This is a genomic window from Nostoc sp. UHCC 0251, assembly GCF_034932245.1.
Classification (GTDB): Bacteria; Cyanobacteriota; Cyanobacteriia; order Cyanobacteriales; family Nostocaceae; genus Nostoc.
The window spans coordinates 38425-60088 of record NZ_JAYGHD010000293.1 but is presented as its reverse complement, the minus strand read 5'-3'; the positions used below and the strand labels follow the sequence as shown (position 1 = coordinate 60088).

At 41.9% G+C, this 21664-nt stretch carries 16 protein-coding genes; 11 read left to right on the top strand and 5 right to left on the bottom strand.

What is annotated here, in order from left to right; translation table 11 throughout:
• The 3 genes from VB740_RS20970 to VB740_RS20960 form a co-directional block, all read left to right on the top strand.
• A partial coding sequence (locus VB740_RS20970; RefSeq protein WP_323201847.1) for a tetratricopeptide repeat protein occupies positions 1 to 1523 on the top strand: 1523 nt, incomplete at its 5' end.
• An 85-nt stretch (positions 1524 to 1608) separates the two neighbouring features.
• Positions 1609 to 1887: a hypothetical protein gene (locus VB740_RS20965; protein ID WP_323201846.1), complete on the top strand. Its 279-nt coding sequence runs from the start codon at positions 1609 to 1611 to the stop codon at positions 1885 to 1887.
• 27 nt (positions 1888 to 1914) lie between these two features.
• Positions 1915 to 2154, top strand: a complete 240-nt coding sequence (locus tag VB740_RS20960) for a UPF0175 family protein (RefSeq protein WP_323201851.1) — start codon at positions 1915 to 1917, stop codon at positions 2152 to 2154.
• A 49-nt stretch (positions 2155 to 2203) separates the two neighbouring features.
• Here the strand turns inward: VB740_RS20960 and VB740_RS20955 are convergent, their stop codons facing one another.
• A complete protein-coding gene (locus tag VB740_RS20955) occupies positions 2204 to 2833 on the bottom strand; it encodes a Uma2 family endonuclease (RefSeq protein ID WP_323201845.1) in 630 nt (209 codons plus the stop codon).
• 162 nt (positions 2834 to 2995) lie between these two features.
• Here VB740_RS20955 and hflX point away from each other — a divergent pair, with 162 nt between their 5' ends.
• The 4 genes from hflX (at position 2996) to gshB (ending at position 7851) form a co-directional block, all read left to right on the top strand.
• Entirely contained in the window at positions 2996 to 4765 is a 1770-nt protein-coding gene (hflX, locus tag VB740_RS20950) for a GTPase HflX (protein ID WP_323201850.1), read from the top strand.
• 597 nt (positions 4766 to 5362) lie between these two features.
• Positions 5363 to 6064, top strand: coding sequence for a cistern family PEP-CTERM protein (locus tag VB740_RS20945; RefSeq protein ID WP_323201844.1), 702 nt, complete (start codon positions 5363 to 5365; stop codon positions 6062 to 6064).
• 294 nt (positions 6065 to 6358) lie between these two features.
• Positions 6359 to 6631 carry a glutaredoxin 3 gene (grxC, locus tag VB740_RS20940; protein ID WP_323201843.1) on the top strand — a complete coding sequence of 91 codons (273 nt, stop codon included), beginning with the start codon at positions 6359 to 6361 and terminating at the stop codon, positions 6629 to 6631.
• Between the two features lie 245 nt (positions 6632 to 6876).
• Positions 6877 to 7851: a glutathione synthase gene (gene gshB / locus VB740_RS20935; protein ID WP_323201842.1), complete on the top strand. Its 975-nt coding sequence runs from the start codon at positions 6877 to 6879 to the stop codon at positions 7849 to 7851.
• A gap of 498 nt (positions 7852 to 8349) precedes the next feature.
• On the opposite strand, the gene ftsZ is transcribed toward gshB, so the two are convergent.
• The 3 genes from ftsZ to VB740_RS20920 all read right to left on the bottom strand — a co-directional run bounded on the left by ftsZ (position 8350) and on the right by VB740_RS20920 (position 11577).
• A complete protein-coding gene (ftsZ, locus tag VB740_RS20930; protein WP_323201841.1) occupies positions 8350 to 9666 on the bottom strand; it encodes a cell division protein FtsZ in 1317 nt (438 codons plus the stop codon).
• A gap of 54 nt (positions 9667 to 9720) precedes the next feature.
• Positions 9721 to 10011: a hypothetical protein gene (locus tag VB740_RS20925; protein ID WP_323201840.1), complete on the bottom strand. Its 291-nt coding sequence runs from the start codon at positions 10009 to 10011 to the stop codon at positions 9721 to 9723.
• Positions 10012 to 10722: 711 nt separating this feature from the next.
• Positions 10723 to 11577: a cell division protein FtsQ/DivIB gene (locus VB740_RS20920; RefSeq protein WP_323201839.1), complete on the bottom strand. Its 855-nt coding sequence runs from the start codon at positions 11575 to 11577 to the stop codon at positions 10723 to 10725.
• A 705-nt stretch (positions 11578 to 12282) separates the two neighbouring features.
• On the opposite strand from VB740_RS20920, the gene VB740_RS20915 reads away from it, so the two are divergent.
• From VB740_RS20915 to VB740_RS20905, 3 genes are read left to right on the top strand one after another with little or no spacing between them, the layout of a single operon-like run.
• Positions 12283 to 13614, top strand: coding sequence for a P-loop NTPase fold protein (locus VB740_RS20915; RefSeq protein ID WP_323201838.1), 1332 nt, complete (start codon positions 12283 to 12285; stop codon positions 13612 to 13614).
• Positions 13596 to 13745: a hypothetical protein gene (locus VB740_RS20910; RefSeq protein ID WP_323201837.1), complete on the top strand. Its 150-nt coding sequence runs from the start codon at positions 13596 to 13598 to the stop codon at positions 13743 to 13745. The genes VB740_RS20915 and VB740_RS20910 overlap by 19 nt, the downstream gene beginning before the upstream one ends.
• Complete coding sequence (locus VB740_RS20905; RefSeq protein WP_323201836.1) at positions 13738 to 18789, top strand: hypothetical protein; 5052 nt, start codon at positions 13738 to 13740, stop codon at positions 18787 to 18789. The genes VB740_RS20910 and VB740_RS20905 overlap by 8 nt, the downstream gene beginning before the upstream one ends.
• 132 nt (positions 18790 to 18921) lie before the next feature.
• Here the strand turns inward: VB740_RS20905 and VB740_RS20900 are convergent, their stop codons facing one another.
• Positions 18922 to 19269, bottom strand: coding sequence for a hypothetical protein (locus VB740_RS20900; protein ID WP_323201835.1), 348 nt, complete (start codon positions 19267 to 19269; stop codon positions 18922 to 18924).
• A gap of 831 nt (positions 19270 to 20100) precedes the next feature.
• Here VB740_RS20900 and VB740_RS20895 point away from each other — a divergent pair.
• Positions 20101 to 20940, top strand: coding sequence for a photosystem II manganese-stabilizing polypeptide (locus VB740_RS20895; protein WP_323201834.1), 840 nt, complete (start codon positions 20101 to 20103; stop codon positions 20938 to 20940).
• Positions 20941 to 21664: the final 724 nt, after the last annotated feature.

The following is a 21664-nucleotide window of genomic DNA, read 5'->3' as shown; positions in this document are numbered from 1 at the left end:
CATCTTTCCTCCCTCACGGGAATATCCCTGACTTTCCTACCTGGGCAGTTACGAAAATACTTGAAATTCAAGAACTGCTGACAGAAAAACATCAGACTTATAGTCAAAAGACTAGCCTGCTACATAGGCTAGGAAGACTATTAGTTACTTTTAAGGAATATGAAGCAGCTCTCACATCCTATGACCAAGCAGTGAAAATTAGACCTGATTTCCATGTAGCTTGGAATAATCGGGGGATTGCGTTAGGAAATTTAAGACGCTATGAAGAAGCGATCGCATCCTTCGATAAGGTACTGGAAATTAGAGCAGATGACCACCAAACTTGGGGCAACCGGGGCATTACACTACGCAGTTTAGGATGCCATGAAGAAGCAATCGCATCCTTCAATAAGGTACTGGAAATTAAACCAGATAACCACCAAGCTTGGAACAATCGGGGCATTGCACTAGACAGTTTAGGACGCCATGAAGAAGCGATCACATCCTACGACCAAGGACTAAAATTCCAATCAGATTTTCACGAAGCTTGGTATCATCGGGGCATTGCACTACGCAATTTAGGACGCCATGAAGAAGCGATCGCATCCTACGACCAAGCACTAAAATTACAACCAGATTATCACCAAGCTTGGAACAATCGGGGCATTGCACTAGGCAATTTAGGATGCCATAAAGAAGCACTTATCTCCTTCGATAAGGCATTGAAAATTAAACCAGATTACCACCAGGCTTGGTACAGCAGGGGACGTACACTATTTAACTTAGGTGTCTACATTGAGGCGATTGTAAGTTATGAACGCTGCTTGGAAATTAAATCAGACTACCACTATGCCTGGGAGAGCCGAGGTTACGCTTTATATAGCTTAGTTCGTTATGCTGAAGCAATCGCCAGTTTTGACAAAGTACTAAAAATACAACCCGAACACTACCAATCATTGAACAACCGAGGCTATTTATTGCTTAAAGAATACTCTTGTGAAGGAATAATTTCTATTTATGAAAAGGCGCTGGAAATAGGATTTTCACTTGATGAATTTACTAATAAACAAGGGTCTATGATCTTCGATTTAGGGCGATTCAAAGAAGCTATTTTAAATTTTGAAAAAGCTCTTAAAATTAAACCAGATTTTGAATTAGCCTGGACAAATAGAGGTTTTGCACTTTATTACTTAGGTCGATATGAGGAGGCTATAGAAAGTTACAATAAAGCTCTTGAATTTCAATATGAGGACTACGTTTGCTGGTCTAATAAAGGCTTTGCACTAATGAAGTTAGAGCGCTATGAAGAAGCTATTGCCAGTTTTGATAGAGTTATAGAGATTAAACCTGATAATCATACTGCTCGGTACAACAATGCTTCCTGTTATGCTTCACAGAACAATGTCGAATTATCACTTGAAAATCTACAGCAGGCTATCAACATAAATCCTGACGAATATCGTGAGATGGCAAAAACTGACTCAGGTTTTGATGGTATTAGAGAAGATGAGCGCTTTCAAATTTTAATTCAACAAAAGATGTAGCGATAGTTTTAGACAGATGAAATTAAAAGCGATGCCTATAAATTACTAAATATAAAATTAACCCATCTTCAGAAATACAAATCAAATGTCAGAAAACGCACAAGAGCAAAAACAGCTATCTCTCAAAGAAATTGCTAGCCGATCTTTAGAAGAACGTCACAAAATATTAGAACCTTTTATCGCCGCCATAGCCGAAGATTTTTTGAATGACCCTGAATTAACAGAATTCTCAGTTTTAGATGGTGAAGACTGGGAAATTGAAAATGACAACATAATTTATATGGAAGAATACCAAAGCATCCGCAACCATGACGCTTTTTTGAACGGCTACGCACCAGAAGACGAAGGACTTTATGACGACTGAAAATTAAAAGCGATCATTTTGATAAAAATCATGTCACAACTTAAAATTGACTATCCAGAAACTTTACCAGATGCCTTACAGCAAACGCGAGAACAGTTTGAACAAGAAGCAAAAATGGCGATGGCAGTTAAACTATTTGAAATGAAACGCATTTCTTCTGGTTTAGCTGCACAGTTAGCAGGTATAGATAGGGTAACTTTTTTACTTAATTTACACCGTTATGGTGTAGGGATGATTGATTTAACTGAAGGTGAAATAGATCCTTGAATAATTCGTAATTGGTAATTCGTAATAATACTTCGACATTACTAAATACTTAAATTTTCTCCTTCACCCACTCCCGAAAATTTCTCGTCATTCTCATCACCCCAATTCTTTGGCTTTCTTCTAAAAATCGAGCAATTTCAATTAAAGGCAACTGTGCAAAAATTAGCGAGTTATTACACTCTATATACTTCCCTTGTCGCAATTGATAAATATACAGCACACCTTCCTCATAACGCCAAAGTTCCATAACACCTAAAGACGCATAAATATCAAATTTATTCAGCGAAGAACTCGTTAAATCTATTTCTACTACTAAATCTGGTGCTGGGTCACGGTTCAAATCAATTTCTGATTTGTTCCTCACCAACGCTTCATTGCGAATATAGTAACTGCTATCTGGTTCTGCACCACGCCGTAAATCTTCCCGTTTCAAAGTCGTTGAACCTGTAGGAAAAATCTCTAAATTCAACTCTTCACCCAAAACGAAAATGAGCATTTTCAACAAGCAATTCCAATGTTCATGCGGCATCAGTGGAGTCATAATTTCCAGCATTCCTTGGTCATAGGTGATGCGAGAGGCTCTATCCTCTCCCATCTCAGCTAGCATGGTTTCAAAAGTCTGCCAACTGATATTTTTCAATACAGCCCTTTGTTCTGAGGCGGCGCGTGTTGTTACCATTGCTCGATTTGTGAGTTACTACCACCAAAATAGCGTCAAATAAATACCCACCGTGAACTAATTCCTAACGCATCCCTCAAAGGAGATAGATAGCAGCCTAAACCCTGTTGTAAAATAAACATATAAGGATTCGGGGGGCCATTTAACTGGTCATAAACGCCTATAGAGACTATTTTTGGAAATCTCCAAGGTTTGAAGTCCAGCCAGCTGAAGCAACTACAGCGGCTGTATCACCAGCGTATACCGGGCGATCGCATCACCACGTCCGAGTTTTCCCAGCGTCTGGCAGCAATTAGCACAGAAGTCAACCAGCCTGTGTGCGCTTACATCAACCGTCGCGGACAAGTGATTCGCGTCGGGGTAGGCACACCGCGTCAAACGCAAATACCACCGATGGAATTGCCCCGTTACGGTGCAGAACGACTCAGTGGTATTCGTTGTATTGCCACCCATCTGAAGCCAGAACCGCCCAACGAAGCCGCACTCACGGCTATGGCACTGCAACGCTTAGATGCTCTAGTTGTCCTAAATATTACCGGAACCGGATTCACACGGCGGGGAGGCGGTGCGACTGGGTATGTGAAAGAAGCTTATCTAGCTCATCTGACACCCCAAGACTCTCGCACCCTGATTCCTAGTCCTGCTGCTATCAAAGTAGAGGAAAGCCAATTCGGCTTCGCTCACTCTAAACAAATCCAAACCCCAAGTTGGAATATATCGCCACCTCTGAGCTTGGATGATCTGGCAGACCAGGATTTAGTAGACTTGGTAGAAAATCTGGAAGCGGAATTCCAGCGCGAATTTATCGCCCAGGAAGTAGATTCTGACCACGATCGCGTGCTGATTGTGGGGCTGATGACCAGTGAGACAACTCCCCTACAATTCCAAGATACCCTACTGGAATTGGCACGGTTAGTTGATACTGCTGGGGGAGATGTATTACAGACAATACAACAAAAGCGATCGCGCGTTCATCCCCAGACGGTAGTTGGCGAAGGTAAGGTGCAAGAAATTGCCCTAACTGCCCAAACACTAGGAGTCAACCTCGTCGTCTTTGACCGCGACCTCTCACCCTCCCAAGTCCGCAACTTAGAAATGCAAATTGGCATCCGGGTGGTTGATCGCACCGAAGTGATTTTGGATATCTTTGCCCAACGTGCTCAGTCCCGTGCTGGTAAATTGCAAGTAGAACTAGCGCAGCTAGAATACATGCAACCGCGACTGGCTGGTAGAGGTCGCACCATGTCCCGATTAGGTGGTGGTATTGGGACTCGTGGCCCTGGTGAAACCAAACTGGAAACTGAACGCCGTGCCATTGGGCAGCGCATTTCCCGACTACAAAAAGAAGTAACTCAGTTACAAGCCCATCGTTCGCGGTTACGGCAGCGGCGACAGCATCGGGAAGTTCCCTCAGTGGCTTTAGTTGGATATACCAACGCTGGCAAGTCCACTTTGCTGAATGCTCTCACTAACGCAGAAGTTTATACAGCCGACCAGCTATTTGCCACTCTCGATCCTACCACCCGCCGTCTGGTGATTCCTTATGGCGAAACCAATGAACATCAGGAAATTCTGATTACAGATACAGTAGGGTTTATACACGAACTGCCTGCATCGTTAATGGATGCCTTCCGCGCCACCTTAGAGGAAGTCACAGAAGCCGATGCCCTACTACATTTAGTGGATTTGTCTCACCCCGCTTGGTTGCGTCATATTCGCTCAGTCAGAGAAATCTTGGCACAAATGCCAATAACTCCTGGCCCGGCGCTAGTTATTTTTAATAAGATTGATCAAGCTGATAGTGAAACACTGGCTTTAGCTAGGGAAGAATTTCCCTTAGCGGTGTTTATTTCTGCGAGTCAGCGCTTGGGATTAGAAACCCTACGTCAGCGCCTTGCCCAGTTGATTGAATATGCCGTTGACTGTGGGTAAAGATTGACAATAACTCTTGGAAATATAGTTAAAGATGCCGTGGTTATATTAACTACGGCATTTATTGTAAATATCTATCATTCAAAAAGAATATGATTAAGCTCAGTATTCAATATGGCTCAGTTAGAGCCAAAAACCTTAACCTAACCTCAGTTCGGAATAAGCTGAAACCTTGATTCTGACATTAGTTTTGAACGCCTGAAACCCTTATTATCTCGTCAAACAAAGCGATATTAATTGCCCTTGGCCTTCCTATACCCCTGCGGGGAAGCAAACTACGCATAGCGGCGACCATAGGAGAAGGGTAACTCAACTTTTTTCACGGTTTGTTGGATTTCACTACCCTTCGGCTGTCTACGTTCAACCTAACCTAAGATTCTCTTTAACTAAACCTATGAATTCAGCGTAAATACTTATAAATAATAAAATTAAAGTATTAATTTAAAGATGTGATGAATATATTGCTAATAGTCTAGACGATCTCTTTTATATTCAATTATTGTTGGTGTACTTTACTACAATATTACAAGTCTGTAAATGTCTGTGAAAAACATCATTTTTAAACTATCAGCCTTCTACGCATTTGGGGCTTGTTTTATGGCTGTGGTTCCTTCGGCTTCAGCTTTTAGTTTTTCCCCAAACAACGATAGTGTTACAGTTACCGCTACCGACATCAATCAGTCTTTTGAAATTAACTTTGGTGGTAACGTTGACACAACAAATGTTGAAGGACTCTCATCTAAAGCTATCTTTAAATTTCTAGGTTTTACTACAGTAGGTAGTAAGACTGAGGCAAAGTTTGACATTAGCTTATCCAATACATCCAGTAATGGTATCACTTCTAGGACATCTGCCTTAGGTTTTGATGTCGACAAGACGCTATTTGGAGTTGGAAACACTAATGGTTCTGGAAACACAAGAGTTTCTGGGCTTTTTAGTAATGATAGAGAAGGTTCATTTCCCAATCAATTTGGCAATGTTGATGTGTGCTTCACTAACGGAAACACCTGCCAGGGAGGTGGCAATGGCGGTGTTAGTACTGGTAGTGTGGCTGCTACTTTCTCTCCTATCCTTGCTTTCAATGGCAGTGTCACCAGCTTTACCCTGAGCAACTTGGGTGTGCGCTACCAAAGTATTACAGGCACAAGTCTGGGTACTAGCGGAACAGGTGAAGGATTCTATGTTGCTCCACCACCGCCACCAAAAAAAGTATCTGAGCCAACAACAGCAGCTGCTATCGCTCTATTTGCTGTGAGTGCATTGGTGGTTAAAAAGAAAAAGCATCTGTTGCCAGCTTAACCCTTTCCTGTCAGAGTGGGAGAACCCGATCGCTCAAAACCTTTGCTTTCGGAGCTTTGCTTTCCACTTTTTGGCTAAAAATTTTAATTCATGTTAGAAAATAAAGCTTCAAACCTTGGTTAAATCAAAGTTCCAGAGTTTGGATTCGGTTCTTGTTTACCGAGAGTGACGACAGTTCATTCAAGGGCGGTGTAGATTCATCCCTTCTCTATTAGGATGAGTCAGCCGCCCTTTTTAATAAATTTCAAAAGTAAAGTTTTAGAATTATAGGTATTAAACTAAATTCAAAACTGTATGGCTGCCAAAGTAGAAATTTACACTTGGAGAACTTGCCCCTTTTGTATCCGTGCCAAAAGTTTGCTAAAGAACAAGGGGGTTGAATTTATCGAATACAGCATCGACGGAGATGAGGTCGCCAGAAATAAAATGGCTCAAAGAGCAAATGGACGGCGCTCTTTACCGCAAATTTTCATCAATGACGATCATGTTGGCGGTTGTGATGATATCCACGCTTTAGACAGTCAAGGAAAGCTGGATGAGCTACTAACTTCTAGTAATAGCGTCTAGGTTGAGAAGGTTTTGCGATCGCTAGCGACAAGCCGCTGCAAATTACACGGCAGTCGCTACAATCCTTGAAGGGAGAGCAACGCGCTACCTTGTTTACAGACTTGTTTCTCACAAAAGCGATATCTGTCCACAAGACTTGACCCTCCAGTTTCTACTCAGTAGTACACATATACGTCAATTGGTGAGAGCATCAAGAGATAATAATTGAATAACCATTTAATTTCTTGGTGATTGAGGTATAAAGGGTGAAACTGGCTTTTATCATTGATCCGATCCATCTACTTGACCCGTGTCATGATACCAGCATTGCCCTGATCGAAGCAGCGCAAATCCTGGGACACGAAGTTTGGGTAACTCAGGCAAATCTGCTGAGTGTGGTGGAGAGCAAAGCTTGGGCTGTCCTACAGCGAATCGAACTTGTACCAGTGCAGTTGGTGGAGGGACGCTGGGTAGCGGCGAATCCTTGGTATAAGTTGAGCGATTCCTACTTAACTTCTTTAGAGACAATGGACGCCGTATTTATGCGGACAGATCCACCAGTCAATGATTCCTACCTCTATGCCACCTACATTTTGGATTACATTGATCAAAATAAAACCCTGCTGATTAACAGTCCTAACGGCATCCGAGGGGCAAATGAGAAAATGTACGCCCTCCAGTTTACCAAAGCGATTCCAGAAACGATTGTCAGTGCTGATAAGCAGTTTATCCGGCAATTTGTCGAAGCCAAGGGAGCTACGGTTCTCAAACCACTGGGTAACAAAGCTGGGGAAGGTATTTTGTTTTTGCAATCAGGCGATCGCAATTTTAACTCTATTGTCGAACTTAGTACCCTTCAAGGTCGAGTACCAGTAATGGTACAAACCTATTTACCGGAGGCAAAAGAAGGAGATAAGCGAATTATCCTACTTAATGGCGAACCAATTGGTGCGCTCAATCGCCTCTCTAGCGGAACTGATTTTCGCAATAATATGGCAACTGGTGGTACAGTCGCTCCAACGGAAATTACCCCAAGAGAGCATGAAATCTGTACCCAAATAGCCGAACGCTTACGCCAAGACGGCTTAATTTTTGTGGGTATTGATGTTATTGGTGGCTACCTAACTGAAGTTAATGTCACCAGCCCTACGGGGATTCGTGAGATTGATCGCCTAGATGGTACTCGCCTTGGTCATCAGGTTATTCAATGGATTGAACAGACACTAAAAATCAAAAAATAATTTATTATTTTATATTTATTTTTTGCTTCGTGTCCTATTTTTCAAGAAACAGACTCCTTCAGACGCTTGCGTGGGCGAGTTCCCCACGCAATTTTATGTAAATATATTTACTTGTGCTGAATATAAGTTTAATGGAATGCGGGGGTAGATGTAACGCTATGACGCTCTCTTCTCTACGAGACGCTAAAAGCGTAGCTTGCTTCTCTGTAAGAGTACGCGGACTCGCTTTGCGCGTCGCTATCGGCGTCGCATTCATGGTGGGGCAGGTTTTCGGTTTTTTATTCCAAAAGCACAGCTAGGCATCTGAGCCAGCAGACTCCTGCCCAAGTTGATTCTATAAGTAGCGTTAACGATTTTCTTTACCAATTGACAAAATTAGGGATGGCAACGGATTGCTTACCCCTGCTTTTGGTAAAACCCTGGAACTAGCAGATTTTATACAGCACTCAGCCTAACTTGAGACTGCTAATTTAATCTAAATCTCAAATCCAAAATCTTTTAATTCCGTGGTGTTCGTCGGTTTCTCAAGAAGTCAGGTATATCCAATCCAGGTTTTTCTTTTGGTTCTGGAATTGGAGTTGGAGTTGGAGTTGAACTTGGAGTTGAGGTTTGGGGATTAACTGTGGGTTGCTGTGTTGCTGGTCGCTTCGAGGTGTTAGGTGCTACTCGAACGTTAGCTACGCTTTGTTGTACCGCAGCTTGCACTTCACCTGTAAATCCAGTAGCAATTACAGTAATTCTTACTTCACCTTGGAGTCTATCATCAATTACAGCCCCAAAAATAATATTGGCGTTGGGATCAACTACTTCATAAATTGCTTCTGCGGCTGCATTCACTTCATGCAAAGTGAGGTCAGTACCACCTGTAATATTAAAGACTACCCCTCTGGCACCTTCAATAGAACATTCTAGTAATGGGGAAGAAATAGCTGCGATCGCAGCTTCTCTAGCTCTAGATTTTCCAGAGCTAACGCCAATTCCCATCAATGCCGATCCTGCATCTGCCATTACAGCTCGAACATCAGCAAAGTCAACGTTTACCAAGCCGGGAATCGTGATGATATCAGAAATACCTTGCACCCCTTGACGCAATACATCATCTGCATAGCGAAAAGCTTCTTGCACAGGCGTTTGTTCGGGGATCACTTCTAGCAGTTTGTTATTGGGGATAATGATCAGTGTATCTACTCTACTTTTTAGTCCTTCAATACCTTGTTCCGCTTGGCTGGTGCGGCGGCGTCCCTCAAAGACAAATGGACGTGTAACCACACCAACAGTGAGAGCGCCCATTTCTTTTGCTACTTCTGCCACGATCGGGGCTGCACCTGTGCCAGTGCCACCCCCCATACCAGCGGTGATAAATACTAGGTCTGCACCCTCTAAAGCTGTAGCAATTTCGTCTCTCGATTCTTCAGCTGCCTTTTGACCGATAGCAGGATTACCACCTGCTCCTAAACCCCGTGTTAGCTTCTGTCCAATTTGCAATCTACTTGGAGCGCCAGCTAGGGTAAGAGCTTGGGCATCGGTGTTAATTGACCAAAATTCTACGCCAGAGACATCAGATTCAATCATGCGGTTAACGGCATTGCCACCGCCGCCGCCGACACCAATCACTTTGATGTTGGCAACCCGACCAGGAACAATCTCGCCAATTCGGTTATTTTCTGTAGAAATTTTCTTATTCTCGTGATTTTGTCCGAAGTTCAACCCAGAGTTATTAAAGGGATTAGTCGAGTTAACTGCCAGAGAGAACCCCGGCTGTCCCGTAGATTGGGAATTTTTATAGGTGAGTCCTTGGTTATTATCAAGTGTCATTGGATTTGTGAAAGGGTAGATAAACGACTTTTTCAGGTGTTATTCACCTAAGAGTCAACTATAGTTTGACAGTGCCACAATACTATGGCACTGTTCTTTATTATTTTCACTACTGCCAAGCCTAACAGAATTGACAGTGCGAAAATTCGCTATGGGATAAGCTCTTAACGCAGCCGATCGCACAGCCAATTTTAGAGAAGTATACCTACATTTATCTAAAAGTGCTTTGTATAACTTCAACCAGACATTAATCTCTTCATTCTTCTCAACATAGGTCGTACCTTGTAAAGACACACTACAGCGCATCTTATCTGCCTCAATAATATTGTTAATAGGTTTCACCATTGGGGATAATTGCAACTTTAGACACAAAATTTACCTTATACTTACTTATTCTTAAGGTTGAAGTAAGTAAGAATTTACTTGTCAGACTATACCTGATTAATTTGTTGTTTGGGCGGTCTTAATGGACACTTTGTTGCAGCAATAGTCTAGCTTACAAGAACCTTCACTAGTGTGGTCAACAAATCAAGATTTTGCTATAGGTTTCGTAACGCAATAGGAATTACGGTACAGAATACTCCAAACTGATTGCTTAAAGGTAAGGTTTACGTAATTTTTAACAGTATGTTAAGTTACAAATTAAAATTCGGTAAACTGTTTTTGGAAGTGTCCTCAACAGACTAAAGTTAGAGCGTTTTTGTCTCTGCACTTGGATGGCGGCGTAAACCGTTTTCACCAGTATCCTTTACTCCTGAGTCAAATTTTAGTCAAAAACTCAAGCATTTTTCTATTTTAGGCATTGGGTTCAGTCGAAGTATCTATAAACCATAGACCACCATTAGATGGCCCAACATCTTGCACCCTACTATTAAATCTTAGGGGTCATAGTTGAAAGTGTTTTACTCGCAATGGAGATTTTATGATTGCTCTTCTCATTTTAATTAGAAGTTAATGCCGATTTTCGTGCGGTTTGCTGGAAAAGTGAAAATAATAAATATATTTATCAGCATAAAGCTTCTTAATTTACTAGGAGCTATCAATACATTAAACACGCTAGATATTTTTAGGAACTTTAGGAGTTAATTTTTGGTCTTTTTGGTTCATTTGTACTAAAGGAAATTCGGGATTTTTCAGATCAATATACTCTATTTGACCGGAATTAAGTTTTGCTGTTAAATGGCGCATTTGGGCGAGTACCTTGATTTGTTCAGACAGCTGGGGGCCTGGAACACCAAGATGCACATTTCCTAGTTCTGTTTTCAAAATTAAATTCGCTGGATTTTGGCAATCAATTTCCATAACTTTCACAAGACTTTGACTGACAGCCTGATGAAGTTGAGTCCAGTAAAGACAGTATTGTTTGGGCAATCCAATTACTCTAAGATTGGGTAATTTTGTATTAGGATTCAGTGATGTGTATTTTTCTAAAGGTATCCAGGTTCCACTTGCATCCAGTAAACCAATTGTGACTTTTTTGTTGCCAGTGGTCTGATTTTGCCCAGTTGGTGTTTGAGTCACCGCTACAGGGACTCGTTCTTGGATTTCGATGTTTAATCCAGGAGGAAAAAGGCGGCGTCTCACGATCGCTTGGGCAATAGTTGGTTGTTTCTTTAGAGAGTTAGCGATCACTGCTGGTTCAATCCGCCATAAAGATTGCGGGTAAGATAGCACCAACAGTGATTGAGTTGTTTCATCCGACAGTAATTGATTGCCCGATTTCATCACTACTTGTTTGGGATTTTTTAGCACCCATACTGGTTGGACTGCCACCCACAGCAATCCACCTGCCAAACCTGTAATGGCAAAAGTTCGCCAAATAGCCTGAATAATTCTCATCTGTCGCTGCCGACGTAATTTTTTACGACGCTGGGCTAGAACCGTGCGGGAAACTGATATTATGCCAGCCATTCAAACTCCTTTCTGATTGCAGTCCAAATTCCTTGATGCCCTCATATCATTATTAATTTCAGTAAACACGGTTGGCATCTGTTAGCCGCTCTCCTCAAGACTTTTTTTATTTTTAGTAACACTTTACAGTAACTACACAAAAATCGTGGCGCTAATCATCATTCCGATTAAAGTTTCCCGGTGTCCATTTTTAACCGAGTGTAGTCTTTTCGACAAGTGATCATCAAAGATTTCTTGCCTAAAAGTTACAAAATATTAATTTAGATATTTATGATTTTGTGTTCTTGACAAACAGGCACGTTAAATGATAAGACGAATATTCCTGAATCTCTGTATACCTTGCTATAATTCATACCAGTCCTACCTCATCTGCTATACAAACTGAGAACCATACTCTCTTGTAGCTTTTTTTACTGATTTATTCAGCCATAAAGGTTTGTACTAGGTCAAACAAGAGCTAGAGATTGTCAAAACCTCAATAGCAGGTGTAAAAAGGACAGATATGCTTAAGGTTATTAGGGTCAATTAAATCTCTACCATATTACTGACGGCTACTGACAGTGATCCTGTAACAAGTGCTGTCTTTTGCAAGATACTACCAACTTGCAAATTAGTCGTGTGCCTACATCCAGGCTAGAGATTTTTGTATAAAAAATACGAATGAAACTGCATCTACACACACATCTACATACACATCTACATAACATGAGAACGACATTAAATTTGTCACGTTTTTATAAAGCATGTAACCCAAGTTACACGCTAAATATAAGTAATGTGCTAGATCGTCAGTATTATATAGATTTTGCTGATGTCCGTGGTTGCAAGATTGTCGAAGAATTGCAACGGACTATCGTTCGGATTTCTCCTGATGAGCCAACCTGCCAGTTATTTACGGGTCATATTGGCTGCGGTAAGTCAACGGAATTGCAACGCCTGAAGACAGAACTAGAATTGGCGGGATTTCATGTGGTTTATTTTGAATCCAGTCAAGACTTAGATATGGCAGATATTGATGTCAGCGATATTCTCCTGAGTGTAGCTCGTCAAGTCAGCGCCAGTTTAGAAGGGATTAACATCAAATTCAAACCTGGTTACTTTACCAATTTGTTCAAAGAAGTAGGCGATTTTTTGCAAAGCCCTATAGAGCTTTCTGGACAGGCAGAATTGTCGTTGGGCATTGCCAAAATTACCGCCAAAACCAAAGATAGCTCTCAGATGCGGAATCAACTGAGGCAATATTTGGAGCCACGTACCAATAGTATTTTGCAAGCGATTAACGAAGAAATTTTAGAAAAAGCTGTTGAACAGTTAAAGCTAAGGGGACAAAAAGGGCTGGTAGTGATTGTAGATAATTTGGATCGAGTGGATATGCGTCCCTTAGCATCGGGGCGATCGCAACCAGAATATCTTTTCATCGACCGAGGCGAACAGTTACGCCGACTCAAATGCCACCTAGTTTATACAATTCCTCTGACGTTAATTTTCTCCAATGAGTACGAGACACTAAAAAATCGTCTGGGGGGAGGGATTGCGCCAAAAGTACTGCCAATGGTATTAGTGCGGCAAAGAGATGGCAGTGACTACGAACCAGGGATGTCACTAGTACGCCAGTTAGTTCTAGCAAGAGCTTTTCCAGAAGTTCCTTTGAATGGAAGGCTTTTATTAATTACCGAATTATTCGATCACTCCGAAACCTTGGATCGTCTATGTCGCGTTAGTGGTGGCCATATTCGTAATTTATTGGGTTTACTTTATAGTTGCCTGCAACGACAAGATCCACCTTTTTCTAGGGACTGCTTAGAAGCTGTGATTAAGGACTACCGAGACGATCTGCTATTAGCTATTGATGAATCCCAGTGGGAATTATTGTTTGAAGTAGTGCAGCAGCAGAGAGTTAAAGGTGAGTCTGACTACCAGAGCTTACTACGAAGTATGTATCTGTTTGAATATCGTGATCCTCTGGGGCGCTGGTTTGGCATCAGTCCAGCCTTAGCAGAAACAGAAAAAGTCCTTGCTTGGCAACAAAACAAGTAACAGTACTGGGTGAGTCAATTGTCATTAGTCCTTTGTCCCTTGCCATTGGACTAATAACTAATCCCCAATGCCCCATGCCCAATGCCCAATGCCCAATGCCCCATGCCCAATGCCCAATAACCAATGACTAATAACAAGCAGCTACGCTTCTACACCAAAGAAAATCAGCATACTTTGCAAAGACTGATTAGAGCGATCGCGCTCTCCGAAGGTCAATTTGCTCTAATTTTAGTTCGGTGCAACTATGTGAAATTACGTGAGCAAATGTTAGAGAATATTCGCTCCACCACCAAAGACATCAATATCAGAGAAATCTTTCTCAATCCATCAACTACTTCTTTACACAGCACAATAGTCTCAGAACTCTCTTTAGATAATCCTGCTGTCCTTACAGACTCTTTGCCATCCGCTGTTATGGTTTTCGGTATTGAGTCAGTTATCGACTTGGAAAACTTACTTACAGGCATCAACCAAGCGCGAGATATCTATGCCACAACTTTTCCATTTCCACTCGTGTTATGGCTACAAGATGAAGTGGCATCATTGCTGTCAAGATTAGCGCCTGATTTCAAAAGCTGGGCTGCAACCACTATTAAATTTGAAATGGGAAAATCAGATTTAATTGCTTTGATCCACCAAGAAGCAGAATCTCTATTTGCTAAAGTTTTAGAAGCAGGTGCTGAAACATTTTTATCTAATGCTTCCTTAGATTTAGATCCTAAGTCACAACACCGCCACGAAATAGAATCAGCCCGTCATGATTTGCTGCGCCTGTATGGCGTTCAATTAACACCAGGATTAGAGGCTAGTTTAGAATTTGTGTTGGGGCGAGATAAATACGCCAACGATCAAATGAATGGTGCTTTAGCCAATTATCAAAGAAGCCTAGCGTTGTGGCAGCAGGAAACGAAGAGAGTAGCAGGGTGGGAGAGTAATGCTCCTTTGCCTCTCTCATGTCCTCGTCCTACCCCTCCCTCGTCTTTACTCAAGCAAGCGATAGTACTATTCCATCTGGGGCTGTGCTATCACCGAATGGCAGATTTATACCAGAATACTAATAGTAGCTATTGCCAACATGCTCTGTTGTGGTTTAAACAATGCCTAGAAATATTAGAAGAAGTACAAAGAGAAGACTTAGTTGCTAAATTTATTTTGCCTGCTTGTGAAATGCTCCAACGTTTACAAGCCTGGGATGACTTAAAAGAATTAGCTCAAAAGTCATTACATCTACATAAAAACTATGGAACTCCCGCACAAGTTGCTCAAAATTATGGCTTTTTGGCAAGCGTGGCAGCTTCCGAGTCAAATTGGGTACTAGCTCATGAATTAGCAAATACAGCACTTTCGATCTCTGAAGAAGTAATACAAGTTTCTCTGCGAGATGCTTTGCAAAGACGACGGCAAGAAAGTTGGTATCTTCTATTGCTAGCACGTACACAAAGGCATCTGGGTAAGTGGGAAGAGGCTATGAATAATCTGGAATGGGCGAGGGTTGTTTGTGAGCTACAACATCAGCCATCACTTTACTTAGAGATTTTAGAGGAGCTGCGATCGCTTTACTTTTTTGAGCGTCATGACTATACAGAAGCCTTTAAGCTCAAGCAAGAAAAAATTCAAATAGAACATCAGTATGGCTTTCGTGCTTTCATTGGTGCAAGTCAATTGCAACCACAACGCTCTAGAATTAACCCAGCATTGGAAACTCAAAAAATACCGTTTATTCCTGAGGGAGTTGCCCAAGAAATATCTGCTTCTGGACGGCAGCAAGATGTCATTCGCTTAATTGAAAGAATTACCCGTGCTGATTACAAACTCACAGTAATTTATGGGCCGTCAGGTGTGGGCAAAAGTTCAATTCTCAAAGCTGGTTTAGTCCCAGCACTTATGGGAAAAGCTATCGGTGAACGTATTCCTATACCTATTGTTTTGTCTGTTTACACTGATTGGATTACAGTCTTTGTCAGTATCATCAACCAAGCGTTGGCACACACAGGCATATCGGTTGATTTAAATTCTACACCTAATATATTAATCGAAAAAATCCGGTTAGCAGTAGAGTCAAGTTATACAATAATTATTGTTTTAGATCAGTTTGAAGAATTTTTCTTTGTTAGTAATAATCCTGCCCAAAGAATAGAGTTTTATAAATTTTTTAGTGAATGTTTAAATATTTCATTTGTAAAATTTATTCTTTCATTAAGAGAAGACTATTTACATTATCTATTAGAATTTGAACGTTTAAGCCACAAAAATAATACTGGATCGTATGATTTGGGAGTAATTAATAAAAATATACTTGATAAAGACATTCGCTACTATTTAGGAAAATTCTCTAGCCAGGATGCTAAAGCCATAATTCACAGTCTTACCCAACGTTCACATTATGAACTGAGTGATGAGCTAATTAACCGATTAGTCCAAGATTTGACAGGAGAACTAGACGAAGTACATCCAATTGAATTACAAATAGTCGGCGCTCAACTACAAATAGAAAACATTACCACACTTGGACAATATAAGCTTTGCGGCGGCTCGGCAAAATTGGTGGAACGCTGGCTTGAAGAAGTTATCAAAGATTGCGGTCCAGAAAACGAAGATTTAAGTTGGAAATTATTATTTGAGTTAACTGATGAAAAGGGGACGCGACCGTTAAAAACTAAAGCTGATTTAGCAGCTGCATTATCTAGTCATCTAGAGCTAGATAAAAAATCCGACTTTGATACAGTTGGGGAACTGATTTTAGAAATATTGGTGGGTTCGGGGTTGGTGTTGCGAGTCAGAGAAGAGTTAGGCGATCGCTACCAACTAGTTCACGATTATTTAGTTGAACCAATCCGCCAAAAGAACAATTATGGTATGCTCGCGGAATTGGAAAAAATAAAACTTGAAAAAACTAAAGCTGAAGTAGCCCAGCAACTTAGTCAAAAGCAACTAAATTTGATATTGCAACGCCGACTGCGGGAAGCACGGATAGCAGGCGCAGTGCTGGCAATCATGGGGGGAACAATAGCAACATTATGGTGGCAAGCCGACTTGCAAAAAAGAGCAGCAATCCGCCAAACTTTACGAGCTGAAAGCAGTGAAAGCAACTTGAAAATTAGTGCGATCGCTGCTGCTAGCGAAGCTCTATTTGCCTCTAATAAAGAGTTTGATGCCCTATTAGAAGGTTTACGGGCTTGGAAAGGGCTTAAGCAGGCAGAGGTCGTGCAACCAGACACCCGAATGCGGGTGGTGACAGCCTTGCAACAGGCAGTTTATGGGGTAACAGAGGTTAACCGCCTGGAAGGGCACACTGAAGTTGTCTGGGGAGTAACTTTCAGCCCAGATGGTCAGTTGCTAGCATCAGGTAGCCGAGATCAAACTGTAAAGATTTGGCATCCTGACGGTACCTTACTCCAAACGCTCAAAGGTCATACTGATGCTGTTACCTGTGTAAGTTTCAGTCCTGATGGTCAAACCCTAGCCTCTGCCAGCCTCGACAAAACAGTACAAATCTGGCACAAAAACCCGGTTACAGGTGAATTTGGCCCCAAGCCATATAAAACCCTTAAAGGAAATGAAGATTGGGTTTATAGCGTTAATTTCAGCCCTGATGGCGAGTTATTAGCTACTGGCAGTAAGGATGAAACCGTAAAACTTTGGCGCAAAGACGGGAGCTTAGTAAAAATACTGAGGGGACATCAAGGGGAGGTTAACTGGGTAAACTTCAGCCCTGATGGTCAATTTATCGCCTCGGCCAGCGACGACAATACACTTAAAATCTGGCGACGTGACGGTAGCCTCGTTACAACTTTGCAGGGACATCAACAGGGTGTGACTGTGGTTGCTTTCAGCCCCGACGGTAAATTCTTGGCCTCAACAGGTCGAGACAAAACAGTGAAAATTTGGCGCAGAGAGCGCAACAGCACTAAAGACGGTTTTGACTTTCGTCCTTACAAAACTTTACGACAGCAAAGCAGTACAGTCTGGAGTTTGAGCTTTAGTTCAGATAGTAAATTGTTGGCGTCAACAGGCGAAGACAATACCATAAATCTTTGGAGTCTCACTGGAACCTTACTCAAAACCTTCAAAGGACACAGCGCTCATGTTGTCAGCTTAGTTTTCAGTCCAAATAACAAATTGCTGGCCTCAGGCAGTTCCGACAAAAGCATTAAACTATGGAGTTTAGATGCTCCAACACCGTCTATTCTTCAAGGTCATCAAAAACGAGTTTTGAGTGTTGCTTGGAGTCCCGACGGTCAGATGCTAGCTTCTGGTAGCCGCGATCGCACTGTCAGACTCTGGCAACGATACACCAGTAGTGGGGAGACCAAAACCCGACTTTACAAAACTTTAGCGGGGCACACAAATCAAGTTCCTAGTGTCAGTTTTGACCCCAAAGGTGAAATGCTAGCCTCAGGAAGTTATGACAAAACTGTTAAACTTTGGCGGCTTGACGGTACTTTAATCATGACTCTCTACGGGCATAGCGATAGTGTGATGAGCGTGAATTTTAGCCCTGATGGTCAGTTTTTGGCATCAGCTAGCAAAGATAAAACGGTGAAACTTTGGAACCGTGAAGGGAAGTTGCTCAAAACCTTAGTGGGGCATCAGAATTGGGTAAATAGCGTGAATTTTAGTCCTGATAGCCAGGTTATAGCTTCTGCTAGTGATGACCAAACTGTGAAACTGTGGAGTCGGGATGGTACTTTGCTCAAAACTTTTTCGCCCCATGACAGCTGGGTGTTAGGTGTCAGCTTTAGCCCCACTGATGAGTTGCTGGCTTCTGCTAGCTGGGATAACACCGTAAAACTGTGGCGACGGGATGGTACGTTGTTAAAAACCTTGTTAAAGGGGTACAGCGATAGCCTTAATGCCGTGACTTTCAGTCCCAATGGTGAATTGCTCGCCGCCGCTAGTTGGGATAGTACAGTGAAACTCTGGAGTCGTGAAGGCAAATTAATTAAAAGTCTCAATGGGCATCGCGCTGGGGTATTAAGTATCAGTTTTAGCCCAGATGGTCAAACATTAGCATCAGCTAGTGCTGATAACACGATAATTCTGTGGAATTTAGATATTGATAATCTGCTTGTTCGTGGTTGCGACTGGGTGGGTAATTATCTCAAGCACAACCGCAATCTTGAGGAGCACGATCGCATTCTTTGTGATGGTATAACTAGTACAAACCCTTTTTAATTACGAATTACGAATTACGAATTACGAATTACGAATTATGTTGAAGCCTCAATGAGCAACCGCTCTTGGTTTAGCGGTTGATGAGGCGATCAGAGTTGTTAATTCAAAGCTAGAAACCTATTTTGAGTTAGATCAGCCGCATGAGCGATCGCTCTCCAAAACTTCATGATTATTTTCTGCGGGAGCCTCTTGTGGCAAATTTGCTAAAAAGGCTTGTAGTCTCATGCGCTCAATATAAGGCCAGCCTCCCTCAGACTCAATATCTTTCAGTAGTGAGTAGAGTTGCCGACGGTTAACAGGCAAACTCTCTTGAAAAACCCCATCCCGGATCTCTCGGTGTAAATGCTCCAATTGCCTAAGCATTGCCAAAAGAGCTACACTATCGCCTTGACAACCTTGAACTGCATCATACACCACAGTTGCGATCGCTTGCAGTTTAGAGGACAACTCCCCTGATTCAAGATTTTTTTTATCGTTCATGCCACCCTTTCCGTATAAATGAGGCCAACTCAAATTTACCGGAGATTTTTAATTTTCCCTAGTTTGGCAACAGTTACTCTAGACAAGGAGTAAAGTAAATCAACCTTCTGTAGGCTTCTAGATGGGTTTTTTCTGGAATTTCCATGTTCTGCATCCGTTCACTTGTGTGAGCGAGGGATAAATATAACTAGATTTGTATCTTTATCAAAGGCAATTGCGATCGCTCGTAAAAGAGCGTAGTAACCTTTACCATAGCCTCCACAGCAGCTAGATGCGATCGGGACGAGACTTTCTTGGATTTTGAGTACTTTGATTTTGAGTTAAAAAAAATCGTATGATCTGGCTGATTTACCCATCAAACAATGGGCTGTATGTAGTAGCGTCACATACATGATACAAAAAGACTTAGGCGACGCTGCTTTTGCCTAGAGCAAAAGCAAAGTGCGAAGCAGACACCCCTCTTCGCATTCTTTGAGGCAAGCACTTATACCGCTCTGTGTGGGGCTTACTCATCCACCCGCCCAACTCTAACAAATGCCACCAACAGTAAAACTGCTGGTTTTTTGCTCCCCTAATGACACACATCCAAAATGGATGCAGTGTGCTTATTCTGGGGTTTCTTACACTCCAAGCTTAAGAGAGCAACACGTTTAAGTACGTTTAGCAGAGAGAAGTTTGAGTGACGACTTCCAACCTATACGCCCGGACACTTGTTTCAACTCTTGCAATCAGAGCAACACAGTGTCTGATAAAGGATGGCTTCTCGTCAGAGATCAAAGGTTCGATGCAGTTTTACAACTTAGATATTAATTTTTGAGATTGAGGTTGACCATGAGGTATCGCGCTTTAATTGTTGCATTCTTAGCTTTGTGCCTAGGGCTAATAACTGCTTGCAGTGATGGTTCTAGTACTACTACTAGTGGTAGAGATGTACTCACTTACGATCAAATTCGTGGCACTGGCTTGGCTAACAAATGCCCCCAACTAGCAGAAACAAGCCGTGGCTCTATTCCCATTGATTCTAGCCAGTCCTATGCCATCAAAGAACTTTGCTTAGAACCAACTAGCTTCTTCATCAAAGAAGAACCTGCTAATAAACGCCAACAAGCAGAATTTGTTGCTGGCAAATTGTTGACCAGATACACTTCCACCATTGACCAGGTACAAGGCAACCTAAAAATCAACCCAGATAATAGCTTGACCTTTGTGGAAACTGATGGTCTTGACTTCCAAGCCATCACTGTGCAACTTCCTGGTGGTGAGCGAGTACCTTTCCTGTTCACCATCAAAGACTTGGTTGCTCAAACCCAACCCAGTTTGACCAGTATTAACACCTCTACGGACTTTGAAGGCACCTTCAAAGTTCCTTCCTACCGTGGTGCTGCTTTCCTAGATCCCAAAGGTCGTGGTGTCGTCAGTGGCTACGATAATGCCGTAGCTCTCCCCGCTCAAGCGGATGATGAAGAACTTACCCGTACTAACGTCAAGCGTGCTGAAAATCTTAACGGTAAGATTTCTCTGCAAATCGCTAAAGTAGATAGCTCTAGTGGTGAAATTGCTGGTACTTTCGAGAGCGAACAGCCATCTGATACAGATTTAGGTGCTGGCGAACCTAAAGAAGTTAAGATTCGTGGTTTATTCTTTGCACGGGTTGAACCGACTCGTGGCTAAACTCTCTGAAGTTAGGTAACTGGCTAGTATTCAGAACTACAATTCTGTAAGCATCAGGTTTCATAGCAAAAGCTAACTACCTTGCCCCCATTTTCAGGGCTGTTTCATTCCTATAAAAGCATTACAAACACGAAAAGAGACAAAGGTTCAAGGGGACACAACAGGAAAATTCTTGCTTCCCTTATACCCAGCTTTTCGAGAGGCTTTGAAAGAATGAAACAGCCCTGCCTTTTTTTAAGGAGGTAAATAGGTTTTTTACAAAAGGGAGAAAGGTTAAAGCCGAATGGCACTAAGAAAAGATGAAACTGAGTCAGGGCAGGGTGTTGGGTGTAGGACGTGGGGTGTAGGGAAGGAAGAAGATGTTGTTCTATTTGATGCACTAAAATTCAATTTTCTTAAACACTACACCCTACACCCTATACCCAAAAGCAAGTAATATCAGGGATTTACGCTTATCTTAGTGCCATTCGGTTAAAGCCATTTACTACGTACCATTTAACTTTTTCCCTTTGATTACAAAGACTATGGACTTAAATACAACAAAGGGCAAGTCGCCCTTTTTTATTGGCTTGCGTAAATTTACGCACTATTTTCTAATGATTATTAGTAATTTTTAATTATTGGATGAATTTCGGTTGAATATACACGTAATTTTACTGTAAATCAAACTTTTACTTATCCAATAAAATTTCGACTACTATTGTTTTTTTTCTAGAAACTAGCT

What these genes read in the sequence shown, in the direction of transcription:
- VB740_RS20965 (WP_323201846.1), top strand. Translation starts at nt 1,609, where the DNA reads ATGTCAGAAAACGCACAAGAGCAAAAACAGCTATCTCTCAAAGAAATT.
- VB740_RS20955 (WP_323201845.1), bottom strand. Translation starts at nt 2,833, where the DNA reads ATGGTAACAACACGCGCCGCCTCAGAACAAAGGGCTGTATTGAAAAAT.
- VB740_RS20945 (WP_323201844.1), top strand. Translation starts at nt 5,363, where the DNA reads ATGGCTGTGGTTCCTTCGGCTTCAGCTTTTAGTTTTTCCCCAAACAAC.
- grxC (WP_323201843.1), top strand. Translation starts at nt 6,359, where the DNA reads ATGGCTGCCAAAGTAGAAATTTACACTTGGAGAACTTGCCCCTTTTGT.
- ftsZ (WP_323201841.1), bottom strand. Translation starts at nt 9,666, where the DNA reads ATGACACTTGATAATAACCAAGGACTCACCTATAAAAATTCCCAATCT.
- VB740_RS20925 (WP_323201840.1), bottom strand. Translation starts at nt 10,011, where the DNA reads ATGGTGAAACCTATTAACAATATTATTGAGGCAGATAAGATGCGCTGT.
- VB740_RS20920 (WP_323201839.1), bottom strand. Translation starts at nt 11,577, where the DNA reads ATGGCTGGCATAATATCAGTTTCCCGCACGGTTCTAGCCCAGCGTCGT.
- VB740_RS20915 (WP_323201838.1), top strand. Translation starts at nt 12,283, where the DNA reads ATGAGAACGACATTAAATTTGTCACGTTTTTATAAAGCATGTAACCCA.
- VB740_RS20905 (WP_323201836.1), top strand. Translation starts at nt 13,738, where the DNA reads ATGACTAATAACAAGCAGCTACGCTTCTACACCAAAGAAAATCAGCAT.
- VB740_RS20900 (WP_323201835.1), bottom strand. Translation starts at nt 19,269, where the DNA reads ATGAACGATAAAAAAAATCTTGAATCAGGGGAGTTGTCCTCTAAACTG.
- VB740_RS20895 (WP_323201834.1), top strand. Translation starts at nt 20,101, where the DNA reads ATGAGGTATCGCGCTTTAATTGTTGCATTCTTAGCTTTGTGCCTAGGG.